The organism is Paenibacillus tianjinensis (assembly GCF_017086365.1).
GTDB lineage: Bacteria > Bacillota > Bacilli > Paenibacillales > Paenibacillaceae > Paenibacillus_AQ > Paenibacillus_AQ tianjinensis.
This window is the reverse complement of the sequence record NZ_CP070969.1, coordinates 2,760,054-2,773,076: the sequence shown is the minus strand read 5'-3', so window position 1 is coordinate 2,773,076 and position 13,023 is coordinate 2,760,054. Positions and strand designations below refer to the sequence as shown.

Here is a 13,023-nt window from a genome sequence, read left to right as displayed (position 1 = left end):
TTATATTAAATTTAATAATCCAAGTATATAGCTGATCTCAATTGAAAACTCTTCTTATCTTGTGCAATTTTAGCAGAATCTTGTGGGAGTGGATGATAAAGTGACCTATCCGAAGGAGCTTATGGAATACCCCGAGCTTGAAGAGAAAACTTACCCCTTCCGGCTTTTTTTCAATGAATGCAAAGAGGCCCAAGCAGAACAGAATATCCTGTTCATGCACTGGCACGAGCATTTCGAGATTATAGTAATGCAAAAGGGAAGCGCTATCTTTCATGTGGACAGCAAGCCCTATTACGCGGCACCGGGAGACGTAATTATCGTGCCTTCCGGTGGGCTGCACGTCGGATATAGCCTGACACAAGGAGATATCGCTTACGTCTCCATCGTATTCCATGCCTCCCTGTTTAAAGACCGAAATCAGGACTCGCAGCATGAGCAGTATGTGGCTCCTTATTTAAATAACCGGTATCAGTTCCCGGTAAAACCGGCCGATCACCACTCCGCTTGTTCCGCGTATTTCCATCTGCTGGAATCCGTTATTTCTGAAGTGATCCAGCAGGGCCCGGCTTTTCAGCTTGTCGTTAAGAATCAGCTGCATTTATTCTTCACTCTGCTGGCCCGCGCCTTCCCGCCGCAGCAGATGAGTGACAGGCATCAGAACGAACGTTACTCCCAGAGCAGGGAGCGGTTCAAACCGCTGCTGGAATATCTGGAAAGCCATATCGACGAGAAAATCAGCATTGAATTTGCTGCCAAGTTTGTGAATCTGAATCCCTACCATTTCTGTAAAACATTCAAAAAACTGACCGGCCGCACTTTTATCGACTATGTGAACTTGTGCCGGGTTAATGAAGCTGAGCGGCTGCTGCTGGAGACGGATTATTCGGTGACCGAAATAGCCGGTAAGGTGGGCTGTGACAATCCCAATTATTTCACGAAGCTCTACAAACAATATAAAGGGCTTACACCATCCGGAGCCAGGCGTTAAATTCCAGCAAAAGAGCACCCTTCACGGCAAGTGAACGGTGCTCTTCTGCGTCTATGACACTATTTCGTTATCAGCTCAAGCCGCCGCAGCGTCGCCTGTGCAGGAAGGGAGTCCTCAACCATACCGGTACTCCAAAGGTGGACCTGCTGCCCTTGCTTCAGATCCTTCCACGCCGCCTTTTGTCCCTGAGCATTATACAGCTCCGAGCGCTGATTTAAAGAGAACCAGTAGGTCGGTTCCTCTTTGCCCGGCTCCAGGATCAGAATCCGCTTCACCGGATCTGCTTCAAGCTGAACAATGGTTCCGGTCACATGCGGCTCCCCGAGCTCACGAACCTCATAAGATAGCATACCGGGTTCTATTTGCTGTTCCAGTACTTTTCGGGCAGAGGCTAAAGAATCATCCGGTACAGAAATCCAAATCTTATTCCGCTTAACATCAACCCACAAACCGTACAAATTAAGCTGGCTAAACAGTTCCCGATCGGACAGCTGAGTATATGCCGACTCCAGCTCACCGGCAGTGTAGGTTACATTATGAAGAACATAGCTGGTTGGGGTGAACTTTCCGGCAAAACGTTCTGCCACCTCTCTGCCTAGACCGACTACATTGATATGGACTTTATTATCCTCCAGATAAATATCTCCATTAGCGATAGCTTCATCAGCTAAAAAATGACGGACATCATTCGGGTTAGCCAAGATCAGGGCTGCTTCGGGCCCATCTCCTGAATCCTGTGCTGCCGTACAACCGCCAAGCAGCAGAATTACCGCGGCGATCCAAATACAAGCAACGTTTATCCTGAACATCATCAGCCACTCCCCCGCAATTTCTATCCTCTCAAACGCAAATTCGGGGTATATGTTGCAGCTAGGTTACATTTCCGATATTTCAACCCATCGCCGCTCTGCGATTGAGCGTTCTACCGCTTCCAGCACCGCTTGGCATTTCACACCGTCGCCAAAATTCGGTTCCGGCTGGCGCCCTTCGGCGATGGCGTTGGACAGCTCCAGCATTTCATGGATAAACGTATGCTCGAAGCCGATCGTATGCCCCGGCGGCCACCAGGCTTCAGCATAATCATGAGCAGGATCAGTGGCCAGGACACGCCGGAAGCCCTGCACATCCTCAGCGTCAGAGGTCAGATACACTTCCAGCTCATTCATCCGCTCGAAATCGAATTTCACACTGCCCAGACTTCCGTTAATCTCAAAGGAATTCGTCGAACGGTGACCGGCGGCGAACCGTGTAGCTTCAAAGCTGCCGAGTGCACCGTTCGCAAAACGGGCCAGGAATACAGTGGCATCGTCTACTGTAACGGCGCCCCTTGGCGCGTCTTTCCCCGCCTTGGCGCTTAGTCCGGTCATTTCTGCGGCAAGAGGACGCTCTTTGACGAACGTCTCACTCATGCCGATTACCTCCTGCATCTCTCCAACCAGGAAATGGGCCAAATCAATTAAATGCGCTCCCAGGTCCCCATGGGAACCGGACCCGGCAACCTCCTTCTGCAGCCTCCAGACGAGCGGAAACTCCGGGTCCAGAATCCAGTCCTGGAGAAACCAGGCACGAAAATGATAAATCTTCCCCAGCCGGCCGCTCTCCACCAGCCGTTTCGCCAGCCTGACCGCAGGAGAGAACCGGTAATTGAAACCGACCATATGCTTAATTCCTGCGGCATTGGCAGCATCCAGCATTTCGCGGGAATCTGCCAGATTCAGCGCCAGCGGTTTCTCACAGAAAATATGCTTGCCAGCCTTAGCCGCCGCCAAGGCAATCTCTTTATGCGCATTGCTCGGAGCGTTGATATCGATAAGATCGATATCATCACGGGTGACCAGCTCCTGCCAGTCGGTTACACTATCTGCCCAGCCGAGCTGCTCAGCTGCGGCTCCCACCGCTTCAGCATTACGGCCGCAGATAACGGACATCTCCGGCTTCAAAGCCTGCGGGAAGAACATAGGCAGACTACGGTAGGCATTGCTGTGGGCCTTGCCCATAAATTTGTAGCCGATCATTCCAATACGAAGCTGTTTCATCTTACTCCTCCTTGAGATCAGTTGTGGTTAAGCAGCCTGCAGCTAATTTGTAAACGCTTAATATATCGCGTACATTTTCTCATGGGGACTGGCGCCCGTCAACCGTACATTCAACTGACGTGTCTTATTCCGGAGAATCCTTCAGCCAGGCCTGCACATGCGACAGAAAACGCCGGGCAGCCGGTGAAGCATATTTTAACGAATTCACAGCGATACCCAGCGAACGGAAGCTGCGTTCTTCCAGCTCCAGCATAGCTACGTTGTGGTTCTGGCGGGTGATGACCATTTCCGGAAGAATACTGATCCCCAGGCCGTTCTCAACCATCGCGATAATCGCCGAGTCATCCCCTGCAGTAAACTTAATATTCGGATGGATTCCGGCCTTTTCCAATACCCGCCGGGCATCGTAGTCCGAACCCGCCTTCTGGATAATGAAATCCTCATGCGCAATTTGCGCCAGCGGCATGTATGGAGCCTGAGAGAGCGGATGATCCTTGGAGAGAATCGCAAGCATCCGGTCCTTTTTCAAGGGGAACACTTCAAATTTCTCCCGCGTAGGCAGGGAGATGAAGCCGCAGTCAATCCTTCCGGATTCAATCCACTGCTCAATTTCAAGATACCCGCCCTCCATCAGTTTGAATTCAATATAAGGATACTCCCGGCGGAACTCCTTAATCATCCCAGGAAGCCAATGCACGGACACACTCGTGAATGTTCCGATGGTAATCGTCCCCGTCTCCAGCCCGTGAATATCTGCAACCTGCTGCTTAAGCTGCTCGTTCCACTTAAGTATCTCACGCATCGCCGGTACAATCTGTTCCCCGTTCACCGTAAGCTTGACTCCGGAGCGGTTCCTAAGCAGCAGGGAGAACCCAAACTCCATTTCCAGACTGCTAATGGTATGGCTGATTCCTGATTGGGTGAAACCCAGTACTTCTGCTGCTTTCGTTAAACTGCCCAGCTCCACTACTTTCAGAAAAACTTCATACTTATTCAGACTCAACTCACCATCTCCTCACATTACATGAATTTTCCTCATGAAACCTATGATAAACATTCAGTTAACTTATGTAATTGACCGTATTATACTATAATCACATGATAAGAAAAAGGAAGATGATACCAACGATGAAGCCGCTCAAGGCCGAGCTACTGCTCCTGATTGTAACGATGTTCTGGGGTTCCTCCTATATATTTATGAAGATGGGCCTGGGCACTCTCGGGGAATTCAACCTGATTGCCCTCCGCTTCGGACTTGCTTTTATTTTAGCAGCAATTCTGTTCCATAAACGGCTGCGCAGCATCAATCTAAGAACATTGAGATACGGGGCATTGCTCGGGTTTTTATTGCTCGGCGTATTCAGCTGCATCACGTTTGGCCTGCAGACAACGACAACTTCCAACGCAGGTTTTCTGGTCGCCCTGACCGTTATTTTTGTACCGATGCTTGATGTCCTGGTCTTCCGTAAAAAAGTCGCCGCTGCGCAAGTTTTTGGTGCAATACTGGCCATTGCCGGCATTGGACTGCTTACGCTGAATTCTACATTACACATTCAGCCAGGTGATTTTCTATGCATCCTGTCCGCCGTGTTCTATGCGGTTCAAATCCTTGTCACCGGCAAGGCGGTAAAAAACTGTGATTCGCTGAACATCGGAATTCTCCAGCTCGGGTTCGTGAGCGGCTATGCGCTTGTGCTGTCTGCCATTTTCGAAACTCCCCGTCTCCCGTCCACCCTGCCGGGCTGGATTGCGATTCTGGCACTCGGTATTCTGTGCAGTGCCTGCGGTTTCATCCTGCAGCCGGTAGCACAGAAATTCACCACCCCGACACGTACGGGGCTGATCTTTTCACTGGAGCCGGTATTCGCCGCTTTCTTCGGTTACTGGTTCGCCGGAGAACAGCTGTCGATGCAGGGATATGCCGGAGCTGCTCTGGTAATGCTGGGGATTGTCGCTTCCGAGCTGCTCGGCAAAATGTCCTCGGCTTCCCATTTCCCCCGGTATTTCAAGAAACGCAGAGCGGATATTTAAAACTAAATAGCCAAGCGCAAAAAAAGCCGCTGCAGCACTGTGTTAACTACCACAGGCTGAAGCGGCTTTTTGCCAAGCTTAGCGTTAATGTCCCATCATCATTGCCGGGTCAGGGTTCTGCCCATCCGCAGAAGCCTTCTGTTGAAGCTGCTTAGGCTTGCGCAGGATTAGACTGATTACGACTCCCGCTACAGCGATGCATGCCGAGAGAAAGAAGACATCATTAAATCCAAGCACTGCAGCCGCGAGCGGATTGCCGCCTTCGGTCAATTCCTTGGTATGGACCGAAATCTGACTCGTTAAATAGCCGGTCATGCCCGCAACGGCAAAGGAGACTACCACCTGCTGTGCAGCAGCTGTAAGGGGAGTAACCCGGCCAACCCATTCACGCGGTGCGGAATTTAGTACATGTGTGTTAACAGGCATCATGGATAAGCCCATTCCCAGACCCATCATAAACAGCCATAACATAATCAGCGGAAGACTTGTATCGGTGGTAATACCAGATAACATGAATAGCGCTGTTGAAATGATGCTTAGCCCTACAAACAATAGCGGCCGGGCGCCGATTTTGTCAAACAGCCGTCCGCCGATCGGCATTCCGATACCCGAAGCCAATGCTTGCGGAAGCAGAATCAGGCCGGTTTCCAGTGGGGTGTAATTACGGATTTGCTGCAGATAGAGAGGCACGAACAGCATGGAACCGAATAATGCAGCCTGGGTGACCCAGGAGAGCAGAATTCCGCGGGAGAAGTCCGATGAACGGAATACACGCAGTTCCAGGAGCGGATGCTTGTGGAGCAGTTCTACGATAATAAAGAGTACTAGGGCCACACCGCCTACAGACAGTCCGACAATGGTTCCGGTAGCTGACCAGCTGTTGCTTCCGCCTTCATTGACACCGTAAGCCAGCATCGAGAAGGCCACCGGAGCCAGGATGATACCGAGAACATCAAGATGCGCTTTGCCTTTCTTCTCCGTGACCGGCAAATATTTAATGCCCAGAATGATGCCCACAATGCCAATGGGCACATTAATCAGAAAAATCCAATGCCAGCTCACATACTCCACCAGCCACCCCGACAGCACCGGACCCAGGGCAGGAGCAAGCAGCATCGGAATGCCCAGCATCCCCATAATGGTGCCTCTGCGTTCCGGAGGGGCCAGCCTGAATACCATGGCCATCCCGATTGGAGCAACCATTCCCCCGCCAAGACCTTGAATGACGCGGAAAATAACCAGCTGCGTAGACGTCTGTGCAAAAGAGCATAGCATCGAACCCAGTACGAACATTGCTACTGTCGCAACAAACACTTGTTTGGAGCCGAAACGGTCCGTCATGTAACCTGCCAGCGGAATCACGGCAGCCAAGGCTAAGGTGTAGCCAGTAATTGCCCACTGGACGGTTTTTAGATCTGTATTGAAATACTCAACCAGTTTAGGGACTGCCACATTGACAACTGTACCGTCCAGGATAACCATAATCATCCCGACTATAATTGCCAGCAATGGCGGCAGTATGGCTTTTAGCGAGAAGGGCTGCTCAGCTGCAGCAGGATTCCCATTCGTCATCGTTGGCATTTTTTTCTCCACTCTTTTCTCTAATTATGATTTGGTTTGGTAAAAAAACGGTCAAACAATCCGTCAATCTGATCTCCAATTTCAGGAAGCTTAAAGACCGGGAGTACACCTTCCTGATCTTGGGGTAAACTCGATGCCATGACTATTGGAAATACCATCGCACCATAAAGCTGAAAAAGCATAGTCATCTGCTGATCTTTGTCCTGTTCTCCAGTAATTTCCTGCAACGCAGCAAGAATTTTTTCAATTCTCATCATCTTGCAGTACCTTGCATATTCATCATGGGAGCCGAGAATTACATGCCGCTGATCAAGCATCTGTTTGGCCAGTCCCGGATAACGTTCAAGGTTAGTAATATACCGGATAAAAAACTCCTTTAGCCTCTCTCTCGGCGGCAATAGATCATCCTCCAGCACTTGAAAGGCATCGTTAAAAGTGGACACGAGCACTCTTACCGCAGCCCCCAGCAGATGATCCTTTGAGCCAAAATAATAATTCACCAGTGCAAGGTTGATATCCGCCTTAGCAGCGATGTTGCGGAGTGTGGCGCAGCCGAAGCCATTTTCCCGGATCAGTTCTACTGTAGCATCAAGAATCGTCTGCTTCGTATCCTTCTCTGAAGAATCTGCGTTGTTAGTGGCTTTGGTCATAATAAAATGAATATCACCCCTTTGAAAGCCATTTCTAAACGCCGTTTTAAACACTGTTTAATTCTAATTTAATCTATACCGATTCTCCCGTGATGTCAATAGCCTATACTGTTACAGTTACGCAAAAAGAAGACGATCCGCCCCATCCAAGAGTCCGATCGCCTTCTTGCTTGTCAGCTATGAGATTCGTCTGCAGCAGCCACGGGTTCCAGCTTCAAACCGGTGATCTTGCCGACACTGTCCAATGACAGCGTTAGCACAGCTTCTGCTTCTGTAAAATACAAAATGCTTTGAATTGTGAGCGTATCCTCGCCCCAGTCACTGGCTGTAGATTTCACTCCAAAATATTTCCCCGCCGGAACTGCGATCTGTTCCCAGTTCTTTTGAATGAGCGGTAAATCAGGCATCTGCCCGGATTTATCGTTAAAATACCGGGTCTGCAGCTCCTGATATTGGCCTGTTGCCAGCAACATTGATACTGCCCCAGCCGCCACCTCAGGCGTATATATCTCTAATTGATTCGTACCTGTGCTATATCCGGCGATTAAGCCCATCGAATTCAGAAAAGACAGTGGGACATAAAGCCGTTTATCCTTGGTTTCAATTGCACCTTTGAAAGAAACCTTCTTCTTGTCCTTTTCTCCAATTACAATCTCATGACCGCCAACCTGGAATTCAATGATTTCGTTGACCCTGCTTAATTGAACTTTCCCGGTACTCCCCTGATAGGTAATCTTGTACTTCAGAGCCTCGGCAACCTCACGAAGAGGCACCATTACGGCACCTCCGCTCTTGTATACCGTCGAATCTGTGAGCGAAAGAGCTTGTCCGTTCAAAATAACACTCATGTTCGGCGCGGCTTTAACCTCTTGAGCTGTAAAAGTCCCTGTTCCGGCTGCCACTAACAGAATACTAAGGATAACGGCTGCGATTCTGGTCTTCAAATCGATTCCACCTCTCCTGTATTAGAATTAGTATACACAGAGTCTGAAGGGAATAGTCTTACATTAAACAATAACCGATTTTCTCAAGGATATAACCTGTTTTTCTATTCTACATCAAAATTAAAATAAAGTGACGGGTATGGCTCACTCTCCAGTGTAAAATGCCACCACTCTTTGGTATAAGGCTTGAAGCCCTGTCTGACCATTGCATCTTTGAGGATTTTACGGTTCTGATGCTGGGTCTTGCTCACAAGCACCGTATTATAGTATGAGATCTCTCCGAAGAAATCGTACGGGCTGCCCATATCCACCAGGGCTCCTGTTTTTTTGTCAGCCATTGTTAAGTCGATGGTGCTGCCTCTGGAATGCCCGGATTTCTTGGCTATAAAACCCAGCTTAAACAGATTGCGTTTATCGAGCTGCGGGTAATAGAGCTGTTTGTTCTTGGTATCCGAAGAATCCTGGGACCATGCTACAAACCGGGTTACCGCTTTCTGCGGACGGTAGGCATCATAGATTCTCAGAATATATCCCTTGCCGGCCAAATCGGCACTGACCTTCTTCAAGGCAGCTGCTGCCGTACGGGTGAAGATTGCCAGTGGCGCCTTGTACCCGCTCACCGGTGCTCCGGTAAAATTATTTTTGCCGTAGTAGCGGATCTGATACTGTGCTTCCGGAATGACTTCATCAAGATAAACAAACCCCTCCGGCAGATTATTTTTTTTGACCACGCTGTTTTTCGCCGGCATCCCGAGTGTATCCTGGCCTGTTACAGCTGCTTGTGCTAAGCCGTAGTTCCCTGCATGCAATGCGCCCAGCACTGCAAGCAGGAGGGTTACTGAAATCATTCTTGCCACTCTCAACCGTTTCTTCATAATTTCTTTATTGTCTTGTTCACCTCGCTGCGGCATCCTTCTCCTCCTTCATCCAGCATCCTTGGAAATATTTACGCTGTATAAGTTACATTATCCCCCTCAGGAAGTCCAGCACAAAAAAGGCATACCCGCAGAGCGGATATGCCTTTTTCCGGCAGTGGTCAGCCAGGATTGTTTAACACAAGAATTAATGCATTGGTGCTTGTGATTTATGCTGAATAATCACCCGTTTGAGGAAGAATGCAATAATCAGACCGATAACAGCCATGATCATTCCGAAAATAAACGCGTTCTGCACCCCATGGGTAAATGCCGCCAGTACATTCGATGGATCGGTAGCATCAGTTACTGTCTTCATATAATTCTTCGTGCCTGAGGTCATGATGCTTACAGCCAGCGCAGTACCGATCGCGCCCGCTACCTGCTGCAGCGTGTTCATGATTGCTGTGCCGTCAGGATAATACTCCAGCGGTAACTGGTTGATCCCGTTCGTCTGGGCAGGCATCATAATCATCGAAATTCCGATCATCAGGGCGCTGTGCAGAACGATAACAAAAATGACTGTGGACGTAGCAGTGATGCTGGAGAAGAACCAGAGTGATACTGCCACAACCACGAGTCCCGGAATAACGAGCCATTTCGGTCCGTATTTATCAAACAAACGTCCCATCAGCGGAGACATCAAGCCGTTGATAATCCCGCCGGGTAAGAGCAGCAGACCTGCTTTGAATGCACTATAGCCTTGACCCTGCTGGAGATACATCGGAAGAATCAGCATCGAAGACAGAATAACCATCATGCAGATGAAGATCATCAGCACCCCTACTGTAAACATAGGGAACTTGAAGGCACGGAGATTAATCATCGGCTGCTTCATCGTCAGCTGGCGGATGGCGAACAGAACAAGAGCTACAACGCCAATAGCAATCGCAATGATTACTTTGGGACTACTCCAGCCGCTCTCTTCACCCGCGCTGCTGAATCCGTACACGATGCCGCCGAAGCCAAACGATGATAGCACTATGGAAAGCACATCAATCTTCGGCTTGGTGACCTCGGATACATTCTGCATGAACAGGATTCCGCAGATTAGTGCGATGACCAGGAAAGGTAGCGACAGCCAGAAAATCCAGTGCCAGCTTAAGTTTGAGATCAGCAGGCCGGCAATTGTCGGTCCTACAGCAGGCGCGACCATAATGACCAGACCGATGAGCCCCATTGCCGCTCCTCTTTTCTCAGGAGGAATGATAACCAGGATCGTATTGAACATTAGCGGAAGGAGCAGTGCTGTTCCCATGGCCTGAACAATACGGGCCAGCAGCAGAAATTCGAAGCTCGGCGACATGGCCGCAATGAAGGTTCCCGCAATCGAGAAGCTTAACGCGGCTACAAACAGCTGTCTGGTCGTGAACCATTGGAGCAAGAGTCCGGAAATAGGCACGAGGATGCCCAGTGTGAGCAGATAAGCGGTTGTAAGCCACTGCGCTGTCGTAGGAGTAATGTTCAGCACAGTCATTAAATCGCTTAAGGCCACATTCAGTGCTGTTTCACTGAACATCCCGATGAATCCGGCGATCAGTAAAGAAACAAGAATCGGGATCGTTTTGAACTGTTTTACTTGGGGTTGTTGCTTGCCTTGCATAGTTGCTTCCACTCTTGTATCCTCCTGATAATCGATAATTTTCTCTCTAGCTTTCTGTTGTTAACCCAGTATGGCAGGTATACTCTGTGCCGCAGCAAGCAGCGGCTGTGTGCTCTTGTGTGTCAGCGCCTGGAGAAGTGCACCTTCGTACAGTGAGATGATGACTGAAGCCTTAGTGGCAGCCGTTGTGCCCTCAACGCCTTCCTCAATCAAACTCTGCATAATCACATCCTGCCAGTCCCTGAACACCGATTGACAGGCCGAGCGCAGCTCGTCACTGACACAGGAGGTTTCAACAGCAACCCAAAAGCTGAATGGAACTATCCCTTCAAAAGAAGTCTCCTCAGCTTTCCTGGCTAGCTCCAGAATAAATTCCTGTACCATTACGGCTGTACCCAGTTGTTTTTCTGCGTAGTACCGGAGTAGCCCGGCAACAATTTCACTTGTCCGGCTGATGCAGGTTAAGGCCAGTTCTTCTTTGCCCCGGGGAAAATAATAATAAAGCGATCCCTTCGGCGATTCACTGTCCTTAATGATCTGATTCAAGCCGGTCGCGTGATAACCTTGTGTGAAAAACAATCTTGAAGCGGTGTCCACAATCGCCTCACGTGCATTGTGCTTGTTCGACAAGCTCAACACTTCCTTTTCTAGTATAACAATCGGTCTATATAATAAAACCATAAATTTTAACTATCTGTCAACATTTAATTGTTTCAAATTTAATTTTCGTCCCGGTCTTAACCATTCTTAAGAATAGAAAGTGACATTCCAATTGTTAATCATATGTCAGATAAAGTATAATATTATTATTCCAATCCGAAAGGTGTGTATTATTGTGGGGGAAATCAGCTCAACCAAAAGGATTCCCAGACCTCTAGTCAAAATTAATCAGGCTTTTATCGTCATTTCTGTATTGCTGGCCTGGATCACAGGCGCTTATTTGATTCTTGCCCTCCCGCTGGCCGCCGGACTGTCCGGTCTGCTGTTTGGATATCATCCGGTCATAAAGCTAGCCGCTAATTTTCTGAGGAAAGAGCCTTCCTCTTACCTGCAGGAGGACTGGGATCAGCAGCAGTTCAACCAGAGCATTGCAGTTTTTTGCCTTACAGTCGGACTAGTTAGCTTGTTGGCGGGCTGGACGGTCATTGGGTATATTTTTACTGCACTGGTAGCCACCGCTGCAACTGTCGCTATCTTGGGCTTCTGCATCGGCTGCTTTATCCATTATCAATGGAAAATGTACAGCTACAGACGCAAGCAGGCAGCATCGGGTAAATAATTACCGTGCCGATGCTGCCATGTGCAGGTCTATAGTGTTCATTTCAAAATGTAGGGAGACAGGATCTTCTCTACAGAAGAGGCGAAGCTTTTACCAGCACCTCTATCAATTTTAAAAAGCATGCTGTTTGAGCTTCCCGCCGGAATGAGCCGTACCTTGCTTACCCCACACAAATTATCCACGATTACCACCAGCGCAGCCTGATTACCGGTGCGGAAGAAATAACGTTCATACACCAGTGTCCCAATCATCCTGCCGTCTCCAAGATTATGCAGCTCCTGATGCAGAAGTTCTGATTGTTCCGTTAACCCTTCCTTCACCAGTGTAATGGCTGCATCAGGCTGCAGACTGATATCTAATCTAAACACTTCATTCATCCAAACCTGCCTCCCCCATAATTGAAGCATGCTTTATTCTAAAGCGTCATTCCTCCCGGTCTGCCCCGGCGACATCCCAGCGGTGGCGGAATTTTGCCAGGCGGGGGTGAATCTGGACAGGTTCTTCTGACAGGAGCAGACGCAGCTTGACAATCCACTCCTCGAACGAAGAATAAGAAGCAAACAAATTAGCCATTTCCGGAGTCAGATAGAGAAAATACGGCGCAGGATACACATCACTGATATGACGAAGCGCAGAATCCAGCGGCGTATATTTCTTCCGCTTTCCTTCCAGGCTCTCCACGGTGACGAACGGGAGCCCCTGCTCTCTTTTCCACTCATGAAGACGGTCTTCCCGCTTGTAGTACGACTGGACGGGCTCTTTTGTCATACGTCTCACTGTTTCCTCATGCAGCGGATAAAGCACCAGCTTAGTAAATTTGCGATCTACTGCAGTTCTCGCAGCCATTTCCAGCTCCTGGTCCGTGATACGCTCAAATGAATCATAGAAAATTAAGCTTCCCTTACGTTCCTTGGCCGGCGGCTCATAACCATAAGGCACATGCTGAATGTCTTGTTTCATCATTACCCTCCTGCTTAATCGATAACTACAGCATATC

General features: G+C 49.0%; 14 protein-coding genes. 3 read left to right on the top strand and 11 right to left on the bottom strand.

Features of this window, described 5'->3' with window-relative positions; genetic code table 11:
• Positions 1-88 precede the first annotated feature (88 nt).
• Positions 89-988: an AraC family transcriptional regulator gene (locus tag JRJ22_RS12265; RefSeq protein WP_332461379.1), complete on the top strand. Its 900-nt coding sequence runs from the start codon at positions 89-91 to the stop codon at positions 986-988.
• A gap of 59 nt (positions 989-1,047) precedes the next feature.
• Here the strand turns inward: JRJ22_RS12265 and JRJ22_RS12260 are convergent, their stop codons facing one another.
• From JRJ22_RS12260 to JRJ22_RS12250, 3 genes are all read right to left on the bottom strand, one after another.
• Positions 1,048-1,800, bottom strand: coding sequence for a hypothetical protein (locus JRJ22_RS12260; RefSeq protein ID WP_206104692.1), 753 nt, complete (start codon positions 1,798-1,800; stop codon positions 1,048-1,050).
• 63 nt (positions 1,801-1,863) lie between these two features.
• Positions 1,864-3,024, bottom strand: coding sequence for a Gfo/Idh/MocA family protein (locus JRJ22_RS12255; protein WP_206104691.1), 1,161 nt, complete (start codon positions 3,022-3,024; stop codon positions 1,864-1,866).
• A gap of 124 nt (positions 3,025-3,148) precedes the next feature.
• Positions 3,149-4,027, bottom strand: a complete 879-nt coding sequence (locus JRJ22_RS12250) for a LysR family transcriptional regulator (protein ID WP_206104690.1) — start codon at positions 4,025-4,027, stop codon at positions 3,149-3,151.
• A 125-nt stretch (positions 4,028-4,152) separates the two neighbouring features.
• On the opposite strand from JRJ22_RS12250, the gene JRJ22_RS12245 reads away from it, so the two are divergent.
• Positions 4,153-5,055 carry a DMT family transporter gene (locus tag JRJ22_RS12245; RefSeq protein WP_206104689.1) on the top strand — a complete coding sequence of 301 codons (903 nt, stop codon included), beginning with the start codon at positions 4,153-4,155 and terminating at the stop codon, positions 5,053-5,055.
• Between the two features lie 84 nt (positions 5,056-5,139).
• Here JRJ22_RS12245 and JRJ22_RS12240 read toward each other — a convergent pair whose 3' ends face one another.
• The 6 genes from JRJ22_RS12240 to JRJ22_RS12215 form a co-directional block, all read right to left on the bottom strand.
• Positions 5,140-6,636: an MDR family MFS transporter gene (locus JRJ22_RS12240; RefSeq protein ID WP_232381122.1), complete on the bottom strand. Its 1,497-nt coding sequence runs from the start codon at positions 6,634-6,636 to the stop codon at positions 5,140-5,142.
• A 20-nt stretch (positions 6,637-6,656) separates the two neighbouring features.
• Positions 6,657-7,286 carry a TetR/AcrR family transcriptional regulator gene (locus tag JRJ22_RS12235; protein ID WP_206104688.1) on the bottom strand — a complete coding sequence of 210 codons (630 nt, stop codon included), beginning with the start codon at positions 7,284-7,286 and terminating at the stop codon, positions 6,657-6,659.
• A gap of 173 nt (positions 7,287-7,459) precedes the next feature.
• Complete coding sequence (locus JRJ22_RS12230) at positions 7,460-8,230, bottom strand: stalk domain-containing protein (protein WP_206104687.1); 771 nt, start codon at positions 8,228-8,230, stop codon at positions 7,460-7,462.
• 104 nt (positions 8,231-8,334) lie between these two features.
• Positions 8,335-9,105 carry a M15 family metallopeptidase gene (locus tag JRJ22_RS12225; protein WP_206104686.1) on the bottom strand — a complete coding sequence of 257 codons (771 nt, stop codon included), beginning with the start codon at positions 9,103-9,105 and terminating at the stop codon, positions 8,335-8,337.
• Positions 9,106-9,292: 187 nt separating this feature from the next.
• Complete coding sequence (locus tag JRJ22_RS12220) at positions 9,293-10,747, bottom strand: DHA2 family efflux MFS transporter permease subunit (protein WP_206105108.1); 1,455 nt, start codon at positions 10,745-10,747, stop codon at positions 9,293-9,295.
• A 60-nt stretch (positions 10,748-10,807) separates the two neighbouring features.
• Positions 10,808-11,428, bottom strand: a complete 621-nt coding sequence (locus JRJ22_RS12215) for a TetR/AcrR family transcriptional regulator (RefSeq protein WP_408637880.1) — start codon at positions 11,426-11,428, stop codon at positions 10,808-10,810.
• A 151-nt stretch (positions 11,429-11,579) separates the two neighbouring features.
• On the opposite strand from JRJ22_RS12215, the gene JRJ22_RS12210 reads away from it, so the two are divergent.
• On the top strand, positions 11,580-12,026 hold the full coding sequence (locus JRJ22_RS12210; protein ID WP_408637895.1) for a DUF4395 domain-containing protein: 447 nt from the start codon (positions 11,580-11,582) through the stop codon (positions 12,024-12,026).
• Positions 12,027-12,064: 38 nt separating this feature from the next.
• Here JRJ22_RS12210 and JRJ22_RS12205 read toward each other — a convergent pair whose 3' ends face one another.
• A complete protein-coding gene (locus JRJ22_RS12205; RefSeq protein WP_206104683.1) occupies positions 12,065-12,403 on the bottom strand; it encodes a DUF6054 family protein in 339 nt (112 codons plus the stop codon).
• 46 nt (positions 12,404-12,449) lie between these two features.
• The gene (locus JRJ22_RS12200; RefSeq protein WP_206105107.1) at positions 12,450-12,986 is read right to left on the bottom strand and encodes a hypothetical protein; all 537 of its coding nucleotides are present in this window, start codon (positions 12,984-12,986) and stop codon (positions 12,450-12,452) included.
• Positions 12,987-13,023 lie beyond the last annotated feature (37 nt).